This is a genomic window from Embleya sp. NBC_00888, assembly GCF_045207655.1.
Lineage (GTDB): Bacteria > Actinomycetota > Actinomycetes > Streptomycetales > Streptomycetaceae > Embleya.
Genome location: NZ_CP108785.1, coordinates 2091235 through 2116839, shown reverse-complemented (window position 1 = coordinate 2116839; position 25605 = coordinate 2091235). Strand labels below are relative to the sequence as shown.

At 72.0% G+C, this 25605-nt stretch carries 22 protein-coding genes, 2 pseudogenes and 2 riboswitches; of the genes and pseudogenes, 16 read left to right on the top strand and 8 right to left on the bottom strand.

Annotation, left to right across the window (positions count from 1 at the left end; translation table 11 throughout):
• The first annotated feature begins 179 nt into the window (after positions 1–179).
• The 3 genes from OG948_RS43590 to OG948_RS43580 all read left to right on the top strand — a co-directional run bounded on the left by OG948_RS43590 (position 180) and on the right by OG948_RS43580 (position 3477).
• Positions 180–1172 (top strand): Lrp/AsnC family transcriptional regulator, encoded by a 993-nt coding sequence (locus tag OG948_RS43590; protein WP_331770528.1) that lies wholly within the window; start codon positions 180–182, stop codon positions 1170–1172.
• A gap of 137 nt (positions 1173–1309) precedes the next feature.
• Positions 1310–2419, top strand: a complete 1110-nt coding sequence (locus OG948_RS43585) for an alkene reductase (protein ID WP_331770527.1) — start codon at positions 1310–1312, stop codon at positions 2417–2419.
• A gap of 101 nt (positions 2420–2520) precedes the next feature.
• Positions 2521–3477 carry a zinc-binding dehydrogenase gene (locus OG948_RS43580; RefSeq protein ID WP_331770526.1) on the top strand — a complete coding sequence of 319 codons (957 nt, stop codon included), beginning with the start codon at positions 2521–2523 and terminating at the stop codon, positions 3475–3477.
• Here the strand turns inward: OG948_RS43580 and OG948_RS43575 are convergent.
• Positions 3472–4371: a LysR family transcriptional regulator gene (locus OG948_RS43575; protein ID WP_331770525.1), complete on the bottom strand. Its 900-nt coding sequence runs from the start codon at positions 4369–4371 to the stop codon at positions 3472–3474. The genes OG948_RS43580 and OG948_RS43575 overlap by 6 nt on opposite strands.
• 147 nt (positions 4372–4518) lie before the next feature.
• The gene (locus OG948_RS43570) at positions 4519–5520 is read right to left on the bottom strand and encodes an NADP-dependent oxidoreductase (RefSeq protein ID WP_331770524.1); all 1002 of its coding nucleotides are present in this window, start codon (positions 5518–5520) and stop codon (positions 4519–4521) included.
• A 409-nt stretch (positions 5521–5929) separates the two neighbouring features.
• Positions 5930–6060: riboswitch (FMN riboswitch) on the bottom strand.
• Positions 6061–6307: 247 nt separating this feature from the next.
• Between OG948_RS43570 and OG948_RS43565 the strand changes: the two genes are divergently transcribed.
• Both OG948_RS43565 and OG948_RS43560 read left to right on the top strand, forming a co-directional pair.
• Entirely contained in the window at positions 6308–6532 is a 225-nt protein-coding gene (locus OG948_RS43565) for a hypothetical protein (RefSeq protein WP_331770523.1), read from the top strand.
• A 251-nt stretch (positions 6533–6783) separates the two neighbouring features.
• A complete protein-coding gene (locus OG948_RS43560; RefSeq protein ID WP_331770522.1) occupies positions 6784–7890 on the top strand; it encodes a glutamate--cysteine ligase in 1107 nt (368 codons plus the stop codon).
• 128 nt (positions 7891–8018) lie between these two features.
• Here the strand turns inward: OG948_RS43560 and OG948_RS43555 are convergent, their stop codons facing one another.
• The 3 genes from OG948_RS43555 to OG948_RS43545 all read right to left on the bottom strand — a co-directional run bounded on the left by OG948_RS43555 (position 8019) and on the right by OG948_RS43545 (position 10969).
• Positions 8019–8330, bottom strand: coding sequence for an NIPSNAP family protein (locus tag OG948_RS43555; RefSeq protein ID WP_331770521.1), 312 nt, complete (start codon positions 8328–8330; stop codon positions 8019–8021).
• Between the two features lie 143 nt (positions 8331–8473).
• Positions 8474–10117, bottom strand: coding sequence for a GMC oxidoreductase (locus OG948_RS43550; RefSeq protein ID WP_331770520.1), 1644 nt, complete (start codon positions 10115–10117; stop codon positions 8474–8476).
• Positions 10118–10438: 321 nt separating this feature from the next.
• On the bottom strand, positions 10439–10969 hold the full coding sequence (locus OG948_RS43545; protein ID WP_331770519.1) for a GNAT family N-acetyltransferase: 531 nt from the start codon (positions 10967–10969) through the stop codon (positions 10439–10441).
• A gap of 465 nt (positions 10970–11434) precedes the next feature.
• On the opposite strand from OG948_RS43545, the gene OG948_RS43540 reads away from it, so the two are divergent.
• From OG948_RS43540 to OG948_RS43505, 8 genes and pseudogenes are all read left to right on the top strand, one after another.
• The gene (locus OG948_RS43540; protein ID WP_331770518.1) at positions 11435–12505 is read left to right on the top strand and encodes a LuxR C-terminal-related transcriptional regulator; all 1071 of its coding nucleotides are present in this window, start codon (positions 11435–11437) and stop codon (positions 12503–12505) included.
• 670 nt (positions 12506–13175) lie between these two features.
• On the top strand, positions 13176–15167 hold the full coding sequence (locus OG948_RS43535; RefSeq protein ID WP_331770517.1) for a translation factor GTPase family protein: 1992 nt from the start codon (positions 13176–13178) through the stop codon (positions 15165–15167).
• Between the two features lie 48 nt (positions 15168–15215).
• Positions 15216–16244: pseudogene (locus OG948_RS43530) on the top strand (alpha/beta hydrolase-fold protein); the annotation flags it as partial.
• A 165-nt stretch (positions 16245–16409) separates the two neighbouring features.
• The gene (locus OG948_RS43525; RefSeq protein ID WP_331773499.1) at positions 16410–17378 is read left to right on the top strand and encodes an ABC transporter permease subunit; all 969 of its coding nucleotides are present in this window, start codon (positions 16410–16412) and stop codon (positions 17376–17378) included.
• A gap of 429 nt (positions 17379–17807) precedes the next feature.
• Positions 17808–19102 (top strand): annotated as a pseudogene (locus tag OG948_RS43520) (alpha-amylase family glycosyl hydrolase); the annotation flags it as partial.
• Between the two features lie 163 nt (positions 19103–19265).
• Positions 19266–19709 carry a GNAT family N-acetyltransferase gene (locus OG948_RS43515; protein ID WP_406300598.1) on the top strand — a complete coding sequence of 148 codons (444 nt, stop codon included), beginning with the start codon at positions 19266–19268 and terminating at the stop codon, positions 19707–19709.
• Between the two features lie 200 nt (positions 19710–19909).
• Positions 19910–20758: an SMP-30/gluconolactonase/LRE family protein gene (locus OG948_RS43510; protein ID WP_331770516.1), complete on the top strand. Its 849-nt coding sequence runs from the start codon at positions 19910–19912 to the stop codon at positions 20756–20758.
• Between the two features lie 127 nt (positions 20759–20885).
• Positions 20886–21209 (top strand): putative quinol monooxygenase, encoded by a 324-nt coding sequence (locus tag OG948_RS43505; protein WP_331770515.1) that lies wholly within the window; start codon positions 20886–20888, stop codon positions 21207–21209.
• A 71-nt stretch (positions 21210–21280) separates the two neighbouring features.
• On the opposite strand, the gene OG948_RS43500 is transcribed toward OG948_RS43505, so the two are convergent.
• Together OG948_RS43500 and OG948_RS43495 are read right to left on the bottom strand one after the other, a co-directional pair.
• Positions 21281–21595 (bottom strand): multidrug efflux SMR transporter, encoded by a 315-nt coding sequence (locus OG948_RS43500; RefSeq protein WP_331770514.1) that lies wholly within the window; start codon positions 21593–21595, stop codon positions 21281–21283.
• A 14-nt stretch (positions 21596–21609) separates the two neighbouring features.
• Positions 21610–21672: riboswitch (guanidine-III (ykkC-III) riboswitch) on the bottom strand.
• Positions 21673–21777: 105 nt separating this feature from the next.
• A complete protein-coding gene (locus tag OG948_RS43495; RefSeq protein ID WP_331770513.1) occupies positions 21778–22362 on the bottom strand; it encodes a TetR family transcriptional regulator C-terminal domain-containing protein in 585 nt (194 codons plus the stop codon).
• 71 nt (positions 22363–22433) lie between these two features.
• Here OG948_RS43495 and OG948_RS43490 point away from each other — a divergent pair, with 71 nt between their 5' ends.
• Positions 22434–22874 carry a DUF1707 domain-containing protein gene (locus tag OG948_RS43490; protein WP_406300597.1) on the top strand — a complete coding sequence of 147 codons (441 nt, stop codon included), beginning with the start codon at positions 22434–22436 and terminating at the stop codon, positions 22872–22874.
• A 7-nt stretch (positions 22875–22881) separates the two neighbouring features.
• Here the strand turns inward: OG948_RS43490 and OG948_RS43485 are convergent, their stop codons facing one another.
• Positions 22882–23871 (bottom strand): DUF5937 family protein, encoded by a 990-nt coding sequence (locus tag OG948_RS43485; RefSeq protein WP_331770512.1) that lies wholly within the window; start codon positions 23869–23871, stop codon positions 22882–22884.
• 70 nt (positions 23872–23941) lie between these two features.
• On the opposite strand from OG948_RS43485, the gene OG948_RS43480 reads away from it, so the two are divergent.
• Both OG948_RS43480 and OG948_RS43475 read left to right on the top strand, forming a co-directional pair.
• Positions 23942–24853, top strand: coding sequence for an aldo/keto reductase (locus OG948_RS43480; protein ID WP_331770511.1), 912 nt, complete (start codon positions 23942–23944; stop codon positions 24851–24853).
• A gap of 139 nt (positions 24854–24992) precedes the next feature.
• Positions 24993–25601: a hypothetical protein gene (locus OG948_RS43475; RefSeq protein ID WP_331770510.1), complete on the top strand. Its 609-nt coding sequence runs from the start codon at positions 24993–24995 to the stop codon at positions 25599–25601.
• Positions 25602–25605 lie beyond the last annotated feature (4 nt).

The window sequence follows — 25605 nt, the reverse complement described above, 5'->3', positions numbered from 1 at the left end:
GCTGCATGGCTTTGCTGGGGGTCGCGTCGGATCCCGACCGGACGGGGTCGGGCGAGACGCGGGCGGCGCGGGCCGTCGTCCGCTCGGCGCCGCTGACGGAAACAGTCGCGTATTCGCGTGACCCGGTCGAGTTTGAAGCGTCGATACGGCGGATTCCCATCATTGCTAGGCTCCGTGTGATGGGATCCATCGAATTCGATGCCGTCGACCTGGCCATCCTGCACGCGCTCGACATCGACGGTCGTGCGCCCTTCGCGCGGATCGCCGAAGTGCTGGGCGTCTCCGACGCGACCGTGCTGCGGCACTATCGCCGCATGCGCGCGAGCGGCGCGATCCGAGTGGTACCGATCACCGACACCCGACGCACCGGTCAGACGTCGTGGGTCCTGCGCGTGCGGTGCGTGCCGGACGCGGTGGACGCGGTGGCCCAGGGGCTGGGCCGGCGACCGGACGTGTCCTGGTTGCATGTGCTGGCGGCCGGTACCGAGGTGATGTGCGTGACCCGGGCGAAGGGCCCGGAGGCCCCGGGGGGCGAGCTGTCCCGGCAACTGGGCCGCGCGGCCGGGGTGATCGGATTGGAGATGTACTGCCTGCTGCGCGTGGTCGTCGGTGGGCCGACGACCTGGCAGGGGCAGAACATCGGCCTCACCCCGGCCCAGGTCGACGCGTTGACCCGGGCCGCTCCGCAGCCGTCGTGGGACACGCCGGTGCCCGCGTGGGTGGACGGCGACCGCGAACTGTTCGCGGCACTGGCCCGGGACGGCCGCACCTCGTACGCGGAACTCGCCCGAGCCTGCGGAACCTCGGAGTCGGCGGTGCGCCGGCGGGTGGAACTGCTGCGCGGCACGGGCGTGCTGTTCTTCGAGGTGGAGACGGATGCGGCGAACCTGGGCTACGGCCTGTGCGCGTTCCTGTGGATGAATGTGCGCCCGTCCGCCCTCGACGCCGTCGCCGAGGTCGTCGCGGCCGACCCCCGGGTGGTGTTCGGCGCCGCGGCGACCGGACGCGCGAACTTCCTGGCGAGCGTGTTGTGTCGCGACACGGCGGACCTGTACGACTTCATCGCGGAATCGCTGGGCTCGGTCGAGGGCATCACGAGCGTGGAGACCACGCCGATCGTCGAGACGCTCAAACGCGAGGGCCCGATGCCCGGACCGCGTGGGCGCCGCTGACCGGGCGCGGATCGTTTAGCGCGACGCGCCGTTCCTTGTCGGATCCGGCGTTGTTCGGTGCGCGCCGGCCGACGAGGGTTGAGAGGTGCCTCCGTCGCGTCCGCGACGGGGGTGTCCTTCCGCACAGGAGCCTCATCATGCCCGGATTCTTCGAACCCCTCACCGTCGGCAAACTGGAACTGCCCAATCGACTGGTGATGGCACCGATGACGCGCAACCGCGCGAACGACGCGGGGGTGATCTCCCCGGCCGCCGCCGAGTACTACGCACAGCGCGCGTCGGCGGGACTGATCATCACCGAGGCGACCCAGATCAGCGAACTGGGGCAGGGGTACGTGCTGACCCCGGGGCTGCACACCGACGAGCAGGTCGCGGCCTGGCGACCGGTCACCGAGGCGGTGCACGCCCAGAGCGGCCGGATCGTCGCACAACTCGTGCACTGCGGCCGGATCGGGCACCCGAGCCTGTACTCGGACGGCGCGCACCCGGTCGGACCGTCCCCGATCGCCTCCGGCGAGCAGATGTTCACGCCCGACGGCATGCTCGACCACCCGACGCCGCGCGAGATGACCCTCGACGACATCCGCGGTGTCGTCGAGGACTTCGTGAGCGGTGCGCGCAACGCGATCGACGCGGGCTTCGACGGCGTCGAACTGCACGCGGCCAACGGGTTCCTGCTCCACCAGTTCCTCGCCGACGGGTGCAACCGGCGCACCGACGGATACGGCGGCTCGGTTGAGGGGCGCATCCGGCTCACCGTCGAGGTGGTCGCGGCGGTCGCCGAGGCGATCGGGCCGGAGCGGGTCGGCGTGCGACTCTCGCCCGGGATCACCTTCAACGGGATCAGCGAGAGCGACCCCGCCGAGTCGTACACCGCACTGGTGCGCGCGCTCGCGCCGACGCCGTTGGCGTACCTGCACGTCTTCGAGATCCTCACCCGCGACGTCACCCGGCTGATCCGCGCCGCGTGGCCGGGCGTGCTGATCCTGTGCGCGCACCCGACCCCCGAGTCCTTCCCCGGCACGCCCGAGATCGGCGCGGGGGCGCTGGCGGACGGCGTGGCCGACGCCGTCGCGCTGGCCGAGATGTGGCTGGCCAACCCCGACCTGGTCGCGCGGGTCCGGGCGGGCGGGCCGTACAACGTCGCGGACAAGGCCACCTTCTACGGCGGCGACCACCGCGGGTACACCGACTACCCGACGCTGGAGGCCGCCCGGGGCGGCGGCACCGTCGCCGCGGCCAACTGACCGCACCTCGCCGACACCCACCGGTGATCGGCGTCCACCCCGTCCCCGGCGCGCGCTCCCCGTGCGCCGGGGACCGACCGGGAAGCACACGGGAAGCACACATGCGAGCACTCATCCACGGCCCGCGGGGTCTGCACGCGGCCGACGCGCCGGACCCGCGCCCGCGGGAGCACCAGGTACTGGTCGCGGTCGCCGTCTTCTCGCTCAACTTCGGTGAGATCGCCTATCGCCCGAGCGGCGAACCGACCGGACACGTCCCCGGCTGGGACGCCGCCGGGATCGTCGCGCGCGCCGCGGCCGACGGCTCCGGACCCGAGGTGGGCACCCGCGTGGTCACCTTCGGCTGGGACGGCGCGTGGGCCGAACTGCGCGCCGCCGACACCACGAACCTGGCCGTCGTCCCCGAGGCGGTCGACCTGGGCGTCGCCGCCGCCCTTCCGGTCGCCGGCGTCACCGCGCTCCAGGCCGTCCGCCGACTGGGCTCGGTGCTCGGCCGCCGGGTCCTGGTCACCGGCGCCTCCGGCGGCGTCGGCCGGTTCGCCGTACAACTCGCCGCGCTCGCCGGCGCGCACGTGATCGCCTCGGTCGGCTCGCTCGAACGGGCGGAAGGGCTGGAGGAGTTGGGCGCGGCCGAGATCGTGCTCGGGCCCGGCGCGTTGTCGGCTCCCGTGTACGGCGTGCTCGACAACGTCGGCGGGCCGCAACTGGCCGAGGCGTTCTACCGGCTGGAGGCGGACGGGGTGGTGCAGGCGATCGGCCGGGCGGCCCGGCAGCCGACCACCATCGACTTCGAGGTGGCCGGCACCAACTCCGCGCGCGGCCGACTGGAGAACTTCAACGTCGCGACGCCCTTCGCGGACGACCTCGCGGTGCTGCTCGGGTTGCTGGAATCGGGTCGACTCAGGCCGCAGATCGGCTGGCGGGGCCCGTGGCAGCAGGCGGAACTCGCCGCCGACGCGCTGCTGTCCCGCCGGGTCCGGGGCAAGGCGGTGCTGGACGTGCCGATCACCGGGCAGTGGGCGGCGGAGCAGCGGGGAGCGCAGGACGCCGGGTCATGACGCGGTACGGGTGCGGCTGAGCGCGACGGCCCGGTCGTTGAACGCGCGCACCCGTTCCGTCTCGTGGGCCTTGCGCCAGATCAACCCCCATTCGATCGGCGGGGCGTCGGCGATCCGGACGTAGCTGACGTCGGGACGGACGTAGAAGCGGTTCACCTGGTCGCCCACCGTGAACGCGCCCTCGCCGGCGCCCACCAGGGCGAGTGCTTCCAGGAAGGTGGTGGCGGGCCGGCCGTGGGCGATCGGTCGGCCCGCGGGGGTGCGGGAGGGGACCCGGTCCTCGGCGACCGAGGGCGGGCAATTGGCCGGCATGCGCAACAGCGTGACGTCGGCCAGATCCTCCTGTCCGATCTCGGTGCGGGAGGCCAACGGGTGCTCGCGCGGGAGCGCCAGGTAGCGGGTCTCGGCCCACAGGGTGGGACCGATCACCAGATCGGGATCGGCGAACGGGCGGGTGACCAGCACCAGATCGGAGTTGTGCGCGCGCAGGCCGGCGATCGAGGTGTTCATCTGGAACTCCTGGAGGTCCACCTCCGAGGTCGGGTGCTCCGCGCGGAAGGCACGGACCACCTCCAACAGGAACCGGCCGCCGGCCGCGCCCAGGAAGCCGACGTGCAGCGGGCCGTCGAAGCCTTGGGCGGCCATGATCGCCTTCCCCACGGCCCGCTCGATCTGCTCGTGGCCGGGCCGCAGGTCGTCGTGGAACCGGCAGCCGAGCGGGGTGAGCGCGACCCGGCGGCTGGTGCGCTCGAACAGCCGGGCGCCGATCCCGCGTTCCAACTTCGCGATGGTCTGACTCATCCGGCCGGTGGAGATGCGCAGCCGCTCGGCGGCACGGCCGAAGTGCAATTCCTCGACGAGGGTGAGAAAAGCCTCGATTTCGTAGCGTTCCACGGATCCTCGTCCAGATCGTCGTGCAGGGCCCGAGCATGATCTCAGGTGGGCTCGGCGGGCGGTCGCCAGGGCGTGTCCGCGATCGCCCGGCGGGAAATCGCGGACACGCCCCGGGCCGTCGCGGGTCGACGCGCGGCCGCGCCGGCGTCAGTGGTCCAGCCGCACCAGCATCTTGCCGATGTTCTCGCCGCGCAGCAGTGCGATCAGCGCCTCCGGGGCCCGCCGCAGGCCGGAGAGCGCGGTGTGCCGGGTGCGCAGGGTGCCGTCGGCCAGGAGGGGTGCGGCCAACTTCGTCCATTCCTCGGCGAGCCCGAAGTACGAGGTGACGGCCATGCCGCGCAGGGTGAGCTCCTTGGTGGCGGTGGCGAAGATGTTGGTGGGTCCGGGCAGCGGACCGGTGGCGTTGTAGCCGGAGATCGCTCCGACCACGGCGATCCGGCCGCCGACCCGGGCGGCGTCGATGGCGGCCTCCAGGTGCGCGCCGCCGACGAGTTCCACGGTCAGGTCGACGCCGTCGGGGGCTGCCCGGGCGAGGTCCTCGCGCAGTCGGCCCCGGGTGTGGTCGATGCCGACGTCGAAGCCGAACTCCTCGGTGAGGAGTCGGGTCTTCTCCGCCCCCTCGGTCGAGCCGATCACCGTGGCCGCGCCCAGTCGGCGGGCCAGTTGTCCGGCGACGCTGCCGGTGGCGCCGGCGGCGGCCGAGACGTAGACCACGTCGCCGGGCCGCACCGGCAGTACCCGGGTCAGCGTCGCGTAGGCGGTCAGGCCGGTACTGCCCAGCGCGCCCAGGTGCGTCTCCACCGCGGCGACCGCGTCGGCGCCCAGCACGGCGTACTCGCGCCATCCGGCGAAGTGCGACACGATCGTGCCGACCGGGAGGTCCTCCGCGCGGGAGGCGACCACTTCGCCGACGGCGCCGCCGGCGAGCGGCTCGCCGACGACGAACGGCGGCACGTACGCGTCGGCGTGCATCCATTCGCGGGTGAACGGATCCACCGACATCCAGGTGTTGCGCACGAGGACCTGGCCGGCTTCCGGCTCGCGAACCTCGGTCCGGGCGAACTCGAAGTCCTCCGCGCGGGGTTCGCCCACGGGACGACTCGCCAGGCGTACTTCGAGGCCGTCCGGACGGCGGGTGGGGGAGGGCATGCTGCTCCGATGCTCGAACCGGGTGGGGGCGGGCGGCAGTCACCGATCCCGACCGGGCCGCCGCCGATGTCCTCAACTCTCCACCGGCGCACCGCTCCCGATCAACGTCGATCCGCCGCGCCTTCGTTGACCCACGCTCAACGATCGCGCGGGCCCGACATCGACGCCGCCCGACCGGTCCGCTCCCCACGTGTCGCCCGGGACTCGGCGGGTGGGTGGGAGTCCCGGCCGGGACGCGGAGCGCCGAGCCCGGACGGGCGTTCGACGCATGCCGCAGGGGACGGCCACGGCGTACGAGAGGTTCGGAATCCGCCAACGGCCCGTTCCCCCGTGCGCCGACGCCGTTCCGGGGGAGCGAGCACGTTCGTCCCGCGTCCGGGCAGGGCCCGATCACGGGGTCGACGTGTCGCCGCGCACTGCCTTCCATCCGGACTCTCACCGTCGGTCCCGGAGTCTCACCGGGTCAACCGGCCGCCGGCCGCGGTCGGGTCGCGGACTGTCACCGCCGGTTCGGAATTTCACCGACCCCGGAGCGCGCGAACACTCGGCGCGAGCCTTCCACGCCGCGTGCCCGCGTCGATACGTGTCGCGCGTCACCGAGAGTGGGCCGGGCGTACGGAACGCGGGTGGCGTTCACCCGCACGGCCCAAGCCGTCGATCGGGATTGTGCCTGATCGGGTGCCCGGAGCCCCGGATCGCCCCTCGGCCGGGAAGCGCTGGGCGTGCGGGCCGAGCCCACAGCGGATTACATGGTGAGGTCGATGGATCTCACGACACGGGAGCGGACATGCACGTGATGAGAGCGGTCCAGGACGCACAAAGCGTGGTGTGGCACGCGATGGAGAGCGAGGACGTCGCGATGTGCGGGGTGACGTTGCCCCCCAGCCGGGATGTGGACGGCGCCCGGCGACGGGAGACGTTCTGCGGTCCGTGCATGAGCGAGGTCGAGCGGACCATAAACCCCGTCGCGAAACTCTCCGACGACTGTGCCGACGAGGGGACGCCGGTCTGAGTCACGGGTCCGACCAAGGGCGCCGCGCCTGCGGCGCCCTTGGCGTGCGAGTCGCGGGTCCGCGCGTCGCGGCGGGGATGCGGCAGCTGGGGCGGCGGGTGGGCGCCGCTCGACCGACGGCGGCGGTGCCTCGTCGGTGGTCACGGTTGGAAGGAGTCCACGATGGTGTGCTCGACCGCGGGGCAACGGGTGGCCCCCGTACGCCGTGCGCTCGGTCGCGGAGCCGTGCCCGTCGTGGTCGGGGGGCGGCCGTGATCACGCTCGGCGTCGAGGAGGAGTACCTGCTCGTGGATCCCGTCGACGGCCTGCCGGTGCCGATGGCCGAGGCGGTTCGGGCGGCGGCGGATCTGCAACCGGCGGTGGCCGGCGGCGAGATCCAGCCCGAGTTGTTGCAGATGCAGGTCGAGGTCGCCACACCGGTGTGCGAGACCCTCGACGAGGTCGGCGGCCACCTGCTGCGGCTGCGTCACTCGGTGGCCGCCGCGGCCGAAGAAGCGGGATGCCTCCTGGTCGCGTCCGGGTCCTCGCCCTTCGGCCCCGGCCCCCCGGCCGAGGTCACCGACCGAATCCGCTACCGATCGCTGCGTTCGGACGCCCCGCGCCTGGTCGACGAGATGTTCATCAACGGGATGCACGTCCACGTCGCGGTCCCCGATCGGGACGCGGGCGTGACCGTGCTCAATCGGCTGCGCCCGTGGCTGCCGCTGCTGGTGGCGATGTCCGCGAACTCCCCGCTGTGGGAGGGCGGCGACACCGGCTTCGCGAGTTGGCGCACCATCGTCTTCGGCCGCTGGTCGGTCAGTGGGGTCCCGCCCGCCTTCGTCGACGCGAACGACTACGACGCCAGGATCGACGACCTGCTGAACGCGGGCGTGCTGCGCGACCGGGCCCGGGTCTACTGGCAGATCCGGCTCTCCGACCGCTATCCCACGGTCGAGGTTCGGGCGATGGACGTGCAGCTCAGGGTGGACGACGCGGTGATGCTCGCGGGCATCGTCCGGGCCCTGGTGACCACCGTGCTGCGGGACGCGACGGCCGGGCAGCCGTCGCCTCGACCCGCCCCCGAGCTCGTCGCGGCGGCGCAGTGGTACGCCGCGCGGCACGGCCTGACCGACGTGCTGGTCGACCCGTACACGCCGCACCGCCTCAAGGCCGGTGAGCTGGTCGGCCGGTTGATCGAGTACGTCACCCCGGCCTTGGCGGACACTGGGGACGTCCGTCAGGTCGACGCACTGGTGCACCGGCTGATGCGGGAGGGGACCGCGGCCGATCGGCAGCGGGAGGCCTTCCGGCGCGGGGGACGGGACGAGTTGCTGCGGTTGCTGGTCTCCGAGTCGACGATGTCCCACCGGCACTGATCGCCGATCGGGCGCCGTCGATCCCCGGACGTGCCGCCGTACGGCGGCACGGAGCCCGCATGCCACGCCCGGCTCGGCGCGGCACGGGAGCTTCTCGACGGTGGTCGGTCGACGCCGCGACCGCCGGCTCAGGAGCCGTCGTCGAGTGGGCGCAGGAAGCGGCGTTCGTAGCGCTTGATGCAACCGGTCTCGCGGGCGAGTCGGATCGCGGCCTGGCAGTCGGGGTCGGTCGCGCTGTCGATGCGGTACCGCTCGTAGGCGGCGAAGCCGGGGAAGGAGAAGAGCGCGTAGGCGATGTCGCTGTCGCCCTCGCTCGGCAGGAAGTAGCCGTGGTGGGTGCCGCCGAAGCGGTTGACCAGGCCGACCCAGCGGCGGCCGTACTCCTCGAAGTCCGCCAGTTTGTCGGCGTCGATCTCGTACTTCAGATGAATGGTGATCACGCGCACATGATGCCGCGTGCCGCGGTGCGCCGCGACGTCGGCCGCGCGGTGTGTGGTCCGGGGCCGGCCGGAGTGGTCCGGACGGCCCCGGGAGTGTGCTCGCACCGGGGTGAGGGCTTCCGGCGCGCGCGGTCAGGTTGGCGTCACAGGTCGGTGGCGATGATCTTCTCGATGTTGCGTTCGGCGAGGGCGGTGATGGTGACGAACGGGTTGACGCTGGTGTTGCCGGGGATCAGCGCGCCGTCGATCACGTACAGCCCGGAATAGCCGTGCAGCCGGCCGTAGTTGTCGGTGGCCTTGGTCAACACCGCGCCGCCGAGCGGGTGGTAGGTGAGGTGGTCGCCCCAGATCTTGTACGTGCCGAAGAGGTCGGTCCGGTAGATCGTCCCCTCCTTCGCGTTGATCTTGTCGAAGATGGTCTTGGCCATGTCGATGGACGGCTGCTTCCAGGAGGACTGCCAGTTCAGGTCGACCTTGCCCGTCGCGGCGTTCCAGGAGAACCGGGCGCGGTTCGGGTTCTTGGTGATCGACAGGTAGAACGAGGCGTAGGTCTCGATGCCGGTGGGCAGCGGGGCCACCTCGGCGAACGCGCCGCCGGCGTTCCAGTTGTCGATGCCGCCGGTGGGGATGGAGGACTGGAGGGAACCGGTGGGATCCCACAGGTGGTTGGCCCGGCCGCACATGACGTTGCCGTTGTCGCCCCAGCCCTGGCCGATCTCGCCGTTCAGGGCGGGCAGCGCTCCGGTGGCCTTGAGCCGGACCAGCAGCTTGCTGGTGCCGACACTGCCCGCGGCGAAGAAGACCTTGTCGGCGACGACGGTCTTGGTGGTTGTGGTGGCACCGCCGGTGTCGATCTGGTCGATCACCACGGTGTAGCCGCCGCCGGCCGCCGGGGAGACCGAAGTGACCTTGTGCAGCGAGGAGATGGTGACCCGGCCGGTGTCCCGGATCCGGGCGAGATAGGTCTTCTGCAGGGACTTCTTGCCGTAGTTGTTGCCGTAGAGGATCTCGCCGGCCAGCGCGGACTTGGGGACGACGCCGGCGGCCTCCTGCTTCATGTAGTCCCAGTCGTACACGGTGGGCACGAACACGAACGGGAAGCCGGAGCGCTGGGCGTGCTTGCGGCCGACCCGGGCGTATTGGTAGCAGGCGGTGGTGTCGAACCAGGCCGGGTCGATGGTGGCCACGCCCAGACCGGCGTTGGCGCGCGGGTAGTAGGTGTTGTACATCTCGTCGGCGTTCACCGAGGGCAGGATGGCGCCGAAGTTCTCCCGCTTGGGGGTCACCGCCATGCCGCCGTTGACCAGCGAGCCGCCGCCGACGCCTCGGCCCTGGTAGACGGTGATGCCGGCGAACTCCTCGGCGTCCAGGATGCCGGTGTGCCTGGGGATGTCCCGGTCGATCGGGAAGCCGAGGAAGTTGCTCAGCGGTTGCTTGGTCTTGGTGCGGAGCCAGAAGGAACGGGCGTCGGGGGAAGTGGTGTTGGCGAAGATCTTGCCGTCCGGGCCGGGGGTGTCCCAGGACATTCCCATCTCGATCATGTGCACGTCGACGCCCGCCTGGGCCAGACGCAGTGCGGCGACACAGCCGCCGTACCCGGTGCCGATCACCAGGGCCGGGACGTGTGCCCCGGAGGGGATCGAGGCGGCGGAGGCGGCCGCCGTCGGCTGGGCCGCAGCGGCGCGGCCGGCGAGGGCCGCGACGCCGAGGATGGAACCGGTTCCAGTAATGAAAGTGCGGCGCGAGAAACCCTTGGAACTGTTGCTGTGTATGGCGGAATCGCTCATGTGACGTTCCTCACTCTGGGACGGAGTGGGAACAAGTTCTAGGCGTGATCGCGTGACAAGTCACGGCATACTCGCGAGTAACTTCCGGACGGGTCCGGGTACTTGCCCACGGGTCGCGCAGCGTCGATCGGTGGTTACGCAAGCGGCCGCACGGGCGGCCGCACGGGCGGCCGTGCGAGCGGCAGGGCGCCCGATTGCGCGAGTGGCGGGCACGCGGTCGCGCGAGCGGTCGAGCCGGGCGCGGGGGAGGCCGGGCGGGGGGCGTCCCCCGCGCTCAGGGTGTGTTCGCGGTCGCGGATCGCGAGTTGCGATCGTGGAGCGTTACGGCTGCCGGGAGTTCAGGCGCAGCCCGAGCAACTGGCCGGGCCAGGAGGGCTGTCCGGGGCGGGCGACCGCGAATTGCGACAGGGGACTGAAGCCGAGCGCCTTGTACTGCTCGACGAGCGCACCGTCGCCGCCCGCGTAGCAGTCGACCCGGATCAGGTCGACGGCGCGACGGGTCGCCTCACGGCGTACGTCCTCGATCAGCGCGGCGCCGACGCCCGCTCCGGAGAAGCGCCGATCGGTGACCAGGAGGTTGACGAACCACTCGGGTTCGTCGGCCGCCGGGATGTACTCGGAGGGTGTGTCGGAGGCGACGCAGCCGCCGGCCGGTTCGCCGTCGATCTCGGCCAGTCGGGCGTGGCCGTGGCGCAGGACCTTCTCCACGCGCCGCACGGCCTCGGGACGGGTGGACCACGGCTCGGTGCCCCATTGGCCCTCGCGACCGGAGGCGGCCAGCCAGGCCACCGCGCGGTCGAGCATGGAGAGGAAGATCGGCAGTGCGGTCGTGTCGACCGTGCGGATGCGCACCCGACGCGGGGTGGGGGTGGTGTGTTCGCGAGTGATGGGGGACCTCCGACTCCTCGTCCCGGTGGCCGGGGTCGACCGACCGGGCCTGGGTGGGCCATGCCGCCGCGCGGGTCGCGTGGCGCTCGAGGATCGTCCCAGGGGGTCGCGGATGGCGGCGAGCGTGGTCGTGGCGATGCCGCGGCCGGGCCACGGGCGCGGGGGTGTCGCCGTACGACGAAGGCCCTGCGGATCCCGGTCCGGGGCGGGGATCCACAGGGCGGCTCGGCGTCCCGGGGGAAGCGCGCGGTCCGGTCCAAGCCGAACACGGTGTCGCGGAACACGTGTGGACATCCTCGCGATCGTCATCGGTACGGCGATATCCCAGATCCCTGGGAGGTTTGCGGGAGACCGCGTGGCGCCCCCCGACGTCCGCACCCGATGGTCGCTCTGCGGACGCGGTCGTTGCCTGCGTGTTACGTTCGCGCCATGGCATTACGGGGCGTGAGTGCGCGGCGGGCGATCGAGGGCCTGCGTGAGCTGGCCGGGGCGGGCCTGGAGGCCGACGCGATCTTTCGCCGGTCCGACGAACTGCTGCGCGACGTACTGGAGTTCGACGCGGTGTGTTGGCATACCGCCGACCCGGCGACCGGATTGGTCACCTCGGTGCTGAGCGACGATCTGAGCCTGGAGGGCTTCCACGCCGCGGTGCGGTTGGAGGTCTGGCACGACGACGTGAGCACCTTCCCCAAGATCCGGCACAGCGGGCTTCGGGCCGAGACGCTGGACCGGGCGACCCGGGGCCGGCCCGAGCGCAGCCTTCGCTTCCGGGAACAGATCGCGCCGGCCGGCTTCGGGGACGAGATGCGCACCGTCTTCGACACGCAGGGCGGCATGTGGGGCTGCGCGGCGTTCATGCGGGCGGCGGATCGTGGTCCGTACCTGGGCCGGCAGCGGGACTTGGCGGACGTCGCGGCCCGGCACATCGGCACCGCGCTGCGCGCGTGCCACCGGGCGACCGCGCCGGCGGCGTCGGGCGATCAGGCGCCCGCGATGGTCGTGCTCGGGCCCGGGAACGGCCTGGTGGCCGCCGACGAGCGGGCGCAGTGCCTGCTCGCCGAGCTCGCCGACGACGCGGTCGGCGCGCTCTCGGTGCCGACGGCGTTCGCGGTGGTCTCCGAGCACGCCCGGTTGGCCGCGTCCGGAGTGCCCGTCTCGTCGGCCAAGGTCCGGGTGCGCACTCGTGACGGACGCTGGTTCGTACTGCACGCCTCGCTGCTGGACGGCCTCGCCGACGGCCACGTCGGAGTCGTGGCCTCGCCGGCTTCGCCGGCCGAGACGATGCCGCTGTATCTGGCCGCCTACGGGTTGACCGGTCGCGAGCAGGAGGTGGCGCTGCTGGCCGTTCGCGGCTGCGACACCAAGGAGATCGCCCGCGCCCTGGCGATGACGCCGTACACCGTCCAGGACCACCTGAAGGCCGTGTTCAGCAAGGCCGGGGTGACCAGTCGCCGCGAGTTGATCGCGCGGATCGTGATCGGGGAGCGGGCCACGGGGTGAGCCGCCGGCCTCCGGGCCGGATCGGCGTGGTGCGGGCGCGGGTTCCGGGTCCGGGTCCGGGTTCCGGGTGCGGGTTTCGGGTGAAGCGGCGTCCGGGTCGATGTTCTCAGCGGCGGTGAATCCGTTCGGGCCGGGGCGGTTCGCGAGCCGACGTGGTCGAGGGTGGTGACCGCTCGCGGGGTGCGCGGGCCGTAGTCGGTGCCGGCCGGCGCAGACCTCGCGGACCGGCGCCGTGGCGAGCCTCCGGCAGGCGGCCTGTTCGGCGATCCTCGCGGGCGTTTTCGGGTACCCGAGGCCGCCTCGCGCGTGAGCGGCGGACGACTCCTGCAACGCGAGCTGCAACGCGAGCTGCAACGGAATCCACAACGCGAGCTGCAACGCGAGCTGCAACGGGATCTGCAACGGGGTGGGGGACGGGATGGAGCGCCGGACAGGGCGCGGGGCCGGGAACGGAAGGTGGAGCGGAGGACGGGCGGAAGCCGGTGCCGCCGAGAGGTGCCGTCCGACCACGGAGTGGAGACCGGGCGGATTCGACCCGCGATGTTAGGGTCGGGGCGCAACCCAAGGCACCGAATCAACCTGGAAAGGGCACCCCTCATGCGCGGAAAGACCAGCGGTCTCAACGGAGTTCGTCCGATCAACTCATCCGCTGCGGGAGCCACTGGCCGTCATGAACCACTTGAACATCGGGATCGTCGCGCATGTTGACGCCGGCAAGACCAGCCTGACCGAACGCCTGCTGTTCGACGCGGGTGTGATCACCCGGATCGGCAGCGTCGACGAGGGAAGCACGCAGACCGACTCGCTGGCCCTCGAACGCAAGCGCGGCATCACCATCCAGTCCGCCGTGGTGGCGTTTCGGATCGGCGACCTCCGGGTCAACGTGATCGACACCCCGGGCCACTCCGACTTCGTCGCCGAGGTCGAACGCGCGCTGCGGGTACTCGACGGCGCCGTACTCGTGGTGTCCGCGGTCGAGGGTGTGCAGGCCCGAACGCGGGTATTGATCCGCTCGCTGGCCCGACTCCGGATCCCCGTGCTGGTGTTCGTCAACAAGATCGATCGCCGCGGGGCGCGCTACGCCGACCTGCTCGACGAGATCGCCGCCGAACTGGGCCCGAACTGCGTCGCGATGGGATCGGTCGCCGACGCGGGCACCCCCGACGCGCGATTCACGGCCTTCGCCGGCACGGACGCGCGGTTCGCGGCCCGGCTCGCGGAGGCCTTCGCCGACCACGACGACGCGTTCGTGGACGCGTACCTGGACGACCGGGTCACCCTCACCGAGGCCGACTTTCGGCGCGCGCTCGCGCGCCATGTCGAGCACGCCCGGGTGTATCCGGTGTTCTTCGGCTCCGCGATCACCGGCGAGGGAATCGACCACCTGGTCCGGGGCATCGCCGAACTCCTGCCCAGGGTCGGCGAGGAGGCGGCCGAGCAACCCTTGCGCGCGGTGGTGCTCAAGATCGAGCGGGGTCGCGCGGGGGAGAAGATCGCCTACGTCCGCACCCGGACCGGCACGCTGCGCCCGCGTGCGGCGGTCGCCTTCTTTCGGCGCGACCACGGCGGCGGCGTGATCGAGTCGAGCGGGCGCACGTCGGCGGTCCAGGTGTTCGACGAGGGCACCCGGCTGCGGGACGCGGACGCGACCGCGGGCACCATCGCCAAGGTCCGGGGCCTGGCGGAGGTACGGGTCGGCGACCATCTGGGGGCCGCGGACGGGCTGCCCACCCGGGGCCTGTTCGCCCCGCCCACCCTCGAATCGGAGGTGACGCCGTCGAGGCCGGCGCAACGGCCCGCGCTCTACGCCGCGTTGCTGCGGATCGCCGAGCAGGATCCGATGATCGACGTGCGCGGCGACGAGGCGACCGGGGCGATCTCGGTGCGCCTGTACGGCGAGGTGCAGAAGGAGGTGATCGCCGCGACGCTCGCCGACACGTACGACCTCCGGGTCGTGTTCGAGGAGTCGCGCCCGCTGTACTTCGAGAAGCCGGTCGGGGTCGGCGAGGCGGTGCAGGAGATCACCGGTGACGGGGTGAACTTCTTCTGGGCGACCGTGGGTCTGCGGGTCGAACCGGCGGACCCCGGGGCCGGGATCGTCTTTCGGCTGGGGGTGCAGTTGGGTGGGCTGCCGCTCGCCTTCCATCGGGCGATCGAGGAATCCGTACACGGCACGCTGCGCCAGGGTGTCCGCGGCTGGGAGGTGCTGGACTGCGCGGTGACGCTGACCCGGACCGGTTTCGCCGGCCCGCTCAGCGCGGCGGGCGACTTCCGGAACGTCACACCGCTGGTCGTCGGCGAAGCGCTCGAACGCGCCGGCACGCGGGTGTTCGAGCCGACGCACCGGTTCGAGCTGGAGGCACCCGCGACGTGCGTCGGGGCGGTCTCGGCGCTGCTGGCGGGTGCGCGGGCGGTGCCCGAGGAGCAGTCCACGCGGGGCGACCGCTGCCTGGTACGGGGCACGATCCCGGCCGCCGAGCTGCACGGGGTCACCCGGCGGCTGCCCGAGTCGACCCGGGGGGAGGGGGTCCTGGTCAGTGAGTTCGAGGGTTATCGCGCCTTCACCGGCCATCCGATCCCGATCCGGGCCCGGACCGGGCCCGATCCCTACGACCGGGATCGATACATGCTCCACACGCTGGGCCGCGTGCGGGGCTCCTGACGTGATCCGCCGCGGCCGGGCCTCGAGGGCCCGGCCACGGCGGAACGCCGCTACGCGGTCACCGAGGACCCGGCCGCGACCGCCGTGCTCGGCTCGTCGATGGGCGCCCTGGTCAGCTACCACCTGGCCTTCCGCCGCCCGGACGTGTTCGGCCTGGCGGGCGTGCTCTCGCCGTTCCTGGTCTTCGTCGACCCGGTCACCCTCGACGAGACACCGGTCCACCGGCGGCAGAGCACGCGCGGCCCGGCCCGGATCTGGATCGACATCGGCGGCATGGAGGGCCTGATCACCGTCCGGCACACCCGCGACCTGGTGGAGCACCTGGTCACCGACCTCGGCTACGCGCCGGATCGCGAGGTGCGCTTTCGTGAGGACCCCTGGGCGCCGCACCACGAGAGCGCGTGGGCCGAGCGGATCGGCAGCGCGCTGCTGCACCTGTTCGGCGACGCCGACTCGCCGCTGGTGGACCTGCGGCTGCCCGAGCGGGTCGTGCTCGCCACCGGGCAGGAGCAGGCGAGCGTGGCGCCGGTGGGCACACGCGCCGACGGCTGCGTGTACTCGGTGCTCGGCGCCGAGACGACCTGGACGCCGGCCGAGTTGCTGCGGCCGCTCGGCCCTGCCCGGGTGGCCCCGAGCCGGCCCGGCGTGGTCGAACTCACCGCGGTGGCCCAGGGGCACACCGCGCACGGCGAGGTCGAGGTGGTCGAGGGCGACGCGGACGCGCTCCTGGAGGTCATCCTGACCACGTCCGACCTGCCTCCCGAGGAGACCGTGTACTTCTCCGGCCTGGTCACCACGCGGGTGGCCGCCGGTACGTACCACGGCGGTTGGCGGCTGCCGCGCGGAGTCGGACTGAACGGCGCGGTCGGGCGCGGCCGGCGCTGCGACGGCCTGCACGAGGACGGCACCGCGATCCGCGATCCCTTCCATCACGACGGCGACCGGCACATCCGGCTGCACGTACCCGCCTGGAGCGACCCGCGGCGATCCTCGCGCACAGCGAGACCCGCGTGCCCGACTCGCCCGTGCGACCCGCCTCGGTCGTCGCCCGCGGCGACCGGGTCGGCCTGCTGGTGACCCTGCCCGACCGGAGCGTACGCCTGGGCTGGGCGGGACACCCGCTGGAGCCGGTCGCGCAACCGGTGCTCGACGCGGGCGGCCGCGCGGTGGCCGCACCCGGGTGGCACCCGCTGACGTACAGCCAGATCGCGGGCCGACAGCGGGAGATCAGCGAACTTGCGGGTGCCGGTGGCGGACGACCCGAACAGCGGCAGCCTGCGCACCGCGGACGGGATCAGCGCGGGCGCCTATCGCTCGACCCTCGCCTACGACCGGGGCGCGGACACGATCACCGACCGGGCCACGGGCATCGTGTACCGACCCACCTCCGACGGCGTGTTCGCGGCGCCGGACGGCACCCGGCTCAGTCCGGGCTGGAAGGTCTTCGTCGGCCTGGACAACTTCGAACGCATCCTCACCGACCGCGACATCCGCGGCCCGTTCCTGGGCGTGCTGGTGTGGACGTTCCTCTTCGCCGCCGTGTCGGTCGTGGTGCCGTTCGGGGTCGGCCTGGTGCTCGCCACGATCCTGGACGGGAAGCGCCTGCGCGGGCACCGGATCTACCGCTCGTTGATCATGTTGCCCTACGCCTTCCCGGCGTTCCTGGCCGCGTTGGTGTGGCAGGGCATGCTCAACACCGACTACGGCTACGTGAACGTGTCGCTGCTCGACGGCGCGCACATACCGTGGCTCACCGACCCGTGGCCGGCCCGACTGAGCGTGCTCGCGGTCAACGTGTGGATCAGCTTCCCGTACATGTTCCTGATCTGTACCGGAGCGCTCCAGGCGATCCCGGCCGAGGTCACCGAGGCGGCGCGGATCGACGGCGCCGGGCGGCAGGTGTTGCGGCACATCAAGCTGCCCCTGCTGCTGACCGCGGTCACGCCGATGCTGATCGCCACCTTCGCCTTCAACTTCAACAACTTCAACGTCATCCACATGCTCACCGGCGGCGGCCCCAAGGACCCCGACGCCCCGATCGAGGTCGGCTTCACCGACCTGCTGATCTCGCTCGTGTACAAGCTCGCCTTCGGCGGCAGCAACCGCCAGTACGGCCTGGCCTGCGCCGTCTCGATCCTGATCTTCGTGGTGGTCGCCGCGATCTCCGTCATCGGCCTGCGTCGCAGCCGCGCGTTCGAGGAGCAGACATGATCCGCTGGTTCGCCCGCACCGGATGGCGGCACCTGATCGGCGTCCTCGCGGTGCTGGTCGCGGTCTTCCCGCTGGTCTTCGTGCTGTCCGCGTCGCTGAATCCGAGCGGGACGCCGACCGGGTCCAACGAGCTGTTCTCGGACACCACCGGGACGCACTACCGGGAGTTGTTCGACGATCCGCTGCACCCGTTCGGCAAGTGGTTCGTCAACTCGATGGCGGTGGGCCTGGCCACCGCGATCGGGTCGGTGTTCCTGGGCGCGTGCGCGGGCTACGCGTTCTCCCGATTCCGCTTCCGCGGACGCAAGGCCGGGTTGAGCACGCTGCTGCTGGTCCAGATGTTCCCGCAACTGCTCGCCTACGTCGCGCTGTTCCTGCTGCTGTCCGGGTTCGACGACGTGTTCCCGGCGATCGGCCTGGGCAGTCGGGATGATCTACCTCGGCGGCGCCCTGGGCGTGAACACCTATCTGATGAAGGGCTTCTTCGACACCGTGCCGCGCGACCTGGACGAGGCCGCGCGGATCGACGGGGCATCCCACGCGCAGGTGTTCTTCCGGATCGTGCTGCCGCTGGTGGCACCGGTGCCGGCCGTGGTGGCCCTGCGGTCCTTCGTCGCGACGCTCAACGACTTCGTGATCGCGAGCCTGGTGATCGGCGACCTGCCCGGGGTCCGCAGCCGGCTGCGCTATCCGAGCGCGTTGGGGGTGGACGCGGTGTGGCTCACCCCGTTCTATGCCTCTCCGCAGGCCGATCACGGCCACGACGTGGCCGATTGCCGGTCCGTGGACCCGCTGTTCGGGACGTTGCAGGACGCCGAGGCGCTGTTGCGCGACGCGCACGCGCACGGGCTGCGGGTGATCGTCGACGTGGTACCCAACCACACGTCGGAGGCGCACGAGTGGTTCGTCAGGCGCCGGCGGCCGGCCCCGGCTCGGCCGCGCGGGAGCGGTACCACTTCCGGACCGGACGCGGCAAGAGCGGCGAACTCCCGCCCAACGAATGGCAGTCGGTATTCGGTGGGCGAGCCTGGACGCGGCTGCCGGACGGTGACTGGTATCTGCACCTGTTCGCCCCCGAGCAACCCGACCTCGCGCCCGCCACGTGGGTGCTGTCCAACCACTACGTGCACCGGCACGTGACGCGCTACGGCGGCGGTGCGACCGGCCTGCGCCGGGCCAGGGCCGCCGCGCTCCTGACGCCGGCACCGCCCGGCTCGGTGTACGTGGACCAGGGTGAGGAACTGGGCCTGCCCGAGGTGCTCGATCTGCCCGACGAGGTGCTCCAGGACCCGCGCTGGGAGCGGTCCGGACACACCGAGCGAGGCAGGGACGGTTGCCGGGTGCCGCTGCCCTGGTCGGGCGAGCGGGCGCCGTACGGATTCGGCGCCCCGGCCGGCGCGGCCGCGTGGTTGCCGCAACCTCGCGAGTGGCGTGAGCTGAGCGTCGAGGCGCAGTGGGACGACCCGACCTCGACGCTGTCGTTGTACCGGTCCGCGCCGGCGCTGCGCCGCGAACACCCGGCGCTGGGCGAGGGGGCCGAACTGCGCCGGCTCGATTCGCCCGAGGGCACGTTGGTGTTCGGGCGCGGCGACGCGCTGGTGTGCGCGGTGAACCTGGGCGCGGAGCCGGTCCGGCTGCCCGAGTACGGCGCGGTGTTGCCGGCCGGCGGCGCGTTGCCCGGGGGCGGGATCCTGCCGGGCGACACGGCGGTCTGGTACGCGGTGGACGGCCGCCGAGGGTGCGTTCGGTCGGCGGCTCCGTTGCGGGGCCGCCGTCCGGCGGCCATGTGCCGGGCGGGGTGGGCGTGTTGCGGTGCGGCGCGTGCGCACGCGACGCCGTCGGGCGCGCACTGTCGTCGTGGGCCGCGCGTCGGGCTAGGGTGAGTGCGTGGTGCAGTTCGAAGCGAATGTGGACGCGGACCGCCGGGCCTGGCTCGGGCAGCAGCTCGGCGACAGCAATGTCGCGGCATCGCCGCACTTGGCGAGGCTCCAGGGCACCGATGCCGAGGACGAGGTGGCATTGCACCTGTTCGCCCTCGACGACGACGGCACGATCATCGGCGGTTTGGCCGGATACACGTGGGCCTACTGGCTGCACGTGGACCTCCTGTGGGTCGATCCCACCCGGCGGGGCACCGGGCTCGGCGGGGAACTGCTGGCCCGGGCCGAGAAGACCGCGCTGACCGAGCGCGACTGCCGGCATGTGCGGTTGGAGACCTGGGAGTTCCAGGCGCCGGAGTTCTACCGGAAACAGGGCTACGAACTCGTCGGCACGGTGCCGGACTACCCGCCGGGCAGCACCGAGTACATCTTCGCCAAGCGCCTGGCCTGACGGCCTGCGCGGTCGCGGCGGCAGGCTCTTCGACGGGCCCTCGGCGGCCTTCCCGGAGGTGGGCTTCGGGTACGACGCGCAGGGGCGCTTCCCGTCGGCGATGAGTTCTCGGGCGCGCCGGGGTCTACTTCGGGAGAAGCGGGTATTCGCCGTCGACACCGACGGCGGCCCGCCTCGGGTCGACCAAGGAGTCGTGACGCATGTCCGAGTGGACCGTCCTGTGGGAGAACATCGCCTTCGGTGAGTCGGCGCGGTGGTTCGAGGGCCGGTTGTGGTTCTCCGACTGGGGTGCCCAGGAGGTGCTCGCGGTCGCGCCCGACGGCGTGGGCGAGGTGGTGGTGCGGGTGCCGTTTCCGTCGATGCCGATGTGCATCGACCGGCTGCCGGACGGGCGGCTGCTGATCGTCTCGTCCAGCGAGGCACGCGTGGTGACCCTCGAGGCGGACGGGTCCCTGGTCGAGTACGCCGATCTGGGTTCGGTCGGGGACGGTTTCAACGAGATCGTGGTGGACGGACGGGGCAACGCGTACGTCAACGGGATCGGCTTCGACCTGGCGGCGGGGCAGGCGTTCCGGCCCGGGTTCATCGCGGTGATCGCCGCGAACGGATCGGTCCGGCGGGTGGCCGACGACGTCGCCTTTCCCAACGGCATGGCGGTGACCCCGGACGGCTCGACGCTGATCGTCGCCGAGTCGTACGGCAACCGCCTCACCGCGTTCGACATCGCGATCGACGGCGGGTTGTCGAATCGCCGGGTGTGGGCCGACCTCGGCGACGGCGTTCCGGACGGGATCTGCGTCGATGCCGAGGGTGCGGTCTGGTACGCGGACGTGCCCAACGAGCGGTGTGTGCGGGTTCGGGAAGGGGGCGAGGTGCTGCGTACGGTCGAGCTGGACCGGGGTTGCTTCTCGTGCGCTCTCGGCGGGCCCGATGGAAGGACCCTGTTCGTCGTCGCCACCGAATGGCGCGGCATGGCCGACGCGACGGAGGGCCCGCGCACCGGCCGGCTCGTCGCGGTCCCGGTGTCGGTGCCGGCGGTCGACCGGTGAGCGCCGGTACGGCCGCGCGGGTCGGTGCGGCCGAGTGGGTCGGCCGTTCGCGACGCGTTCCGCGGGTCGCCGCCGGGGACGGCCGGGTACGCCCCTGTGCGCAGGTGCGATGACCTACAGTTACCCAATGATTTTCATCGTGGTGAAGTTTCCGGTGAAGCCCGAGCACGCCGACGAGTGGCCGCAGCACGTCGAGGCGTTCACCCGGGCCACCCGGGGTGAGCCGGGCAACCTGTGGTTCGAGTGGTCGCGCAGCGTCGAGGACCCGAACACGTACGTGTTGGTCGAGGCGTTCCGCGACGACGCGGCCGCGGCGCACGTGAACTCCGACCACTTCAAGGCGGCCCTGGAGCAGATCCGTCCGCTGATCCGGCACACGCCGGAGATCGTGAGCACGGTGATCCCGGACGCGAACGGGTGGAGCGCGATGGGTGAGTTGCGGCTCGACTGACCGGGACACCGGGACAGCCGGTGGGTCGGGTCTCGCCTGTGCGAGGCCCGACCCACCGGTGCCGGATTCGGCTAGTGCAGGACCTTCAGGCCGATCACGCTGCCGACGATGCCGGCCAGCAACAGGACCTTGACGACGGAGAACGCCTCGCCGTCGAAGAGCATCGCGTAGGTGACGGTCAACACCGCGCCGATGCCCACCCACACCGCGTAGCCGGTGCCGACCGGCAGTTCGCGTAGGGCGTACGCCAAGCCCGCCATGCTCGCGGTCAGGCCGACGCCGAACACTACGGTCGGGAAGAGTTTGCTGAATCCGGCGGACTTGCCGAGTGCCGTCGCCCAGACGGCTTCCAGGACACCGGAGATGATCAGGACGATCCAAGCCATGACAGGCACGCTCCCTGACACCGTCTTGTCTCAACCGGGTACGGCGTGCCTCGTCCGGGAGCCGGTTCAGGCTCCGTGAACCACTCTCGCACGCAGGACTCGGCGCACAAAATCCGGGATTCGGCCACCCTTCGGGCGCACGATTCCGGTGGTGCCGGTCACCATGCGGGTGGGATCGGCGATCAGTGGTCGCCGAGCAGGGCGCGCAGGGCGATGTCCAGGGCGGGGAGCAGTTCGGCCTCCGCGTCCGGCGTGTAGAGCATGCGCATGGCCAGGCCGTCGGACAACGCGATGACCGCGTCGGCGATGTGTTCGCACTCGTCCCGGCCGTGCGCGGGCAACGCGGCGGAACCGAGCCAGTCGGCCAGCGCCGCGCGGATGTCGGTGTCGATCTCGCGCTGGGTCGCGGCCAGGCCGGGGTGGTGGACGGCTCGAGTGACGAAGGCGAAGCGCACGGTCGCCTCGGCGTGCCGGGCGGCGTCCAACGGGAGGGTGGTCAGCACCAGGCGGCGCAACACCTCGTGCGGCGGCCCGGTGGGATCCACCTCGGCCCACCGCCGCTCCACCGCCTCGCCGGCCAACTCGGCGGCGAAGCCCAGCATTTCGTCCTTGGTGCGGAAGTACTTCTGGACCGCGCCGGCGGAGCGCCCGGCGGCGGCGGCCACGGTACGCACACTGACCTCGTCGAGGCCGTTGCGGGACACCAACTCCAGCAGCGCGGCCCCGATCGCCCGCCGTTGCGCGTCGCGGTCCACGATCTTGGGCATCGATCCCCCCTGACAAGTTTCGGATACGACTGTATTCTAAAGGCTCGGTGTCCACCCGGAAGGAGATTGTCGTGGATGCTCGACTCGATCACGCCATGCGCGCGTCGGATCACGATCGCGACACCACACTGGCCCGGCTCGCCACCGGCTACGCCGAGGGTCGACTGGACCGGAGCGAGTACGACGAGCGCGCGACGCGCGCCGCGACCGCCTCCATGCTCGGTGAACTGGCCGAACTCACCGCGGACTTGCCCGCCGGGCGACCGCCCGAGGCCACGGTCGCGGCCACGCGGGCGGAGCGGGATCGCCGGGACCTGCGCGAGTGGCTCCAGGAGTGGCGCTACTGGCTGGGCGGCGCGGTGATCCTCACCGGTGTGTGGGGAACACGCTGCGTGCTCAAGGGCGAGCTGATCGCATACTGGCCGATCGTGCCGCTGGGGATCTGGGCGGCGGTCCTGATCGCGATCGCGGTCTGGCCGCGCGGCGACGCGGACGACGAGCACGAACGGTAGCGGTCGGTTATCGGGGTGCGGCGGTCAGGACGGACTCGGCGATCGATGTGCGGGCGTACAGGACCACGCGGCCGGCCCGGTGTGCGGTGACCAGGCCCGCGTCGCGCAGTGCGGTCAACTGTTGGGACACCGCCGCCGCGGAGAGGCCGGTTCGGTGGGCCAGTTCGGTGGTCGAGGCCGGAGTGTCCAGTTCGCTCAGCAACAGGGTGCGCGAGCGGCCCAGGACGGCGGCCAGGGCCTCGGTGCCGGTGACCGGACGTGGGGTCCACAACCCGCCGATGCCCCGGGCCGGATAGGCCAGTTGCGGTGGCTCGGGCGGGGTGACCCGGGTGAACGGATCCGGTCCGGTGAACACCGACGGGATCAACAGCAGTCCCGCACCCGCCGTCCGCCGGGACAACGCCCGCTCCCGCCGACCCAGCCGCAATGTGTCGTCGTCCCAACTGACCGACGGGTGCAGCTCGTTGAGGAGCCGACCGGCCCCGCGTTCGGCGACCTGCCGGGCCCGGTGGAAGACATCGGCCTCGAGCACCGCCCGGATCCGCGCCCAGTAGGGCGCGAGCGCCAATTCCCAATAGGCCTCGATCTCCTCCGCGACCCGGGCCAGCCGGGCACGCGGATCGGCGTACAGGGCCTCGGTTCTGGGGCCCAGCCCGCCGCGCTCGTGGCGCAGCCGATCGAGGTCGCGGCGTACCGAGGCGTCGGGAGTGGACACGATCTCGGCCAGTTCCGCCGCCAGGGTGGAGGTCGGCCCGGTGGGCGCCGGGTTGAGGAAGTCGGGCACGTAGCCCGACGGCGGAATCAGCTCGGCGAGCCGGCCCCGGTCCAACCCGGCGGCCGCCACGCGAGGGCGGACCTGCTCGATCCAGGGCCGGTGGATCGCATGGGCGGCGCCGGAGCTCAGCAGCCGGAAGCTGGGGCCGACCTCCCACATCGGCGAGACGGCGAACCGCATCCGGGCCAGATCACCCGCCGAGAACGCCAGCTTCGCCGACACCGCCACCTCTGAGGATTCGGGTATGCCTTAATCGATGGTGATCAGCCTAGCGCCCAAGGATCATGCCGCCATGACCACACAGACGATCACCGCGACGGAATCGGGCACCTGGACGCTCGGCGACCTGACGATCAACCGGATCGGATTCGGCGCGATGCGCCTGACGCAGCACGGCGAGGCGCTCGCGGCCGACGCGGTGCCCAGCGATCGGCAGCGGGCGATCGGCGTGCTGCGCCGCGCCGTCGAACTCGGGGTGAACCACATCGACACCGCCGCCTTCTACTTCTCGCCGCTGCGCTCCGCCAACGAACTGATCAACCGGGCGCTCGCCCCCTACCCGGACGACCTGGTGATCACCACCAAGGTCGGACCCGGCCGGGACCCGGCGGGTCACTGGGCGTCGCACGCGAGGACGCCGGCGCAACTGCGCGGCCAGGTCGAGGAGAACCTGCGCCAACTCGGCCGTGACCACCTCGACGTGGTGAACCTGCGCGTCCTGGGCACCGACTCGATCGCGGAGCGCTTCGGCGCACTGGCCGACCTGCGTGCGGCCGGTCTGATCCGACACCTGGGCGTTTCCAACATCCACCCCGAGCAACTGGCCGAGGCCCGCGCGATCGCGCCGGTGGTGTGCGTACAGAACCCGTACGGCATCGGAATGCGGGCCGACCAGGGCGAGTTCGTCCGCACCTGCGGCGAACAGGGCATCGCGTTCGTACCGTTCTACGCCATCGCCGGTACCGGGCGCCAGGTCGGAGTCGTCAACACCGAGGCGGCCGAGGTGCTGGAGGTGGCGCGGGCGCACGGGGTGAGCGCGGCGCAGGTCCGGATCGCCTGGACGCTGCACCAGGGGCCGCACGTGCTGGCCATACCCGGCACCGGCAACCCGGACCACCTGGTCGCCAACGTGGCCGCCGGCGCGCTCCGGCTGACCGAGGCAGACCTGGCCGTGCTGGGGGATCTACACCGACGCGAGGCGTGAGCGAGGCGGCCGGCGGCCGAGCCGCGTGCGTCGACCGGCCGCGCACGCCGGGTCGCGGGGCCGCACTGTCGCGGGGTCGGGGCCGCAGTGCCGCGGGTCGGGGGCGGCGGCGTCGGTGATCGTCGCTACGGTCGTCGGCATGAACCCCGATCCCGCCAGGCGCTTCGACCCGCTGCCCGGACGAACCGGCCATGTGGCCGGCATCGAGTCGCTCGTCCTCGACGGGCGGCGCTACTACTTCGGCTTCGACGGCACGAGCGACATGGTCGTCTCGCCGTTGATCGACGACCCGGACGCGATGGCGGCGTTCGCGAGCGAACACATCCGGCAGACCGACGGCCGGCACGAACCGGCCTACTGGGCGGACCTGGTCGCCTGGGCCGTACAGGGTTCGGACCTGGTGGCGCGGGACGCGGACCGGGAGTTCGACACGGCCCGACTGCGTGGCGAACTCCCAGCTCCGGGAAGTCACCTGCTCTACCTGCTCGACGCGGTGGCCGGATGGGACGAGTCGCTGTCCATGCCCGATCACGTGCGTCGGGCCTACGCGCGACTGGGGTTCGACGAGGACGACCCGGTCGAGTGCCTCGATCACGCCCTCGAGGTGGTCCGCACGCACGGCGCCGGCGCGCACCCCGACGAGTGGGCGGTGGTGCGCTTCCAGTTGACCTTCGCGGTACGGCGCGTGCCGGCCAACTGGACGCTGCTGTTCGATGCCGTGGGGGAGTGCGTGGCCGCCCACGGTTGAACGA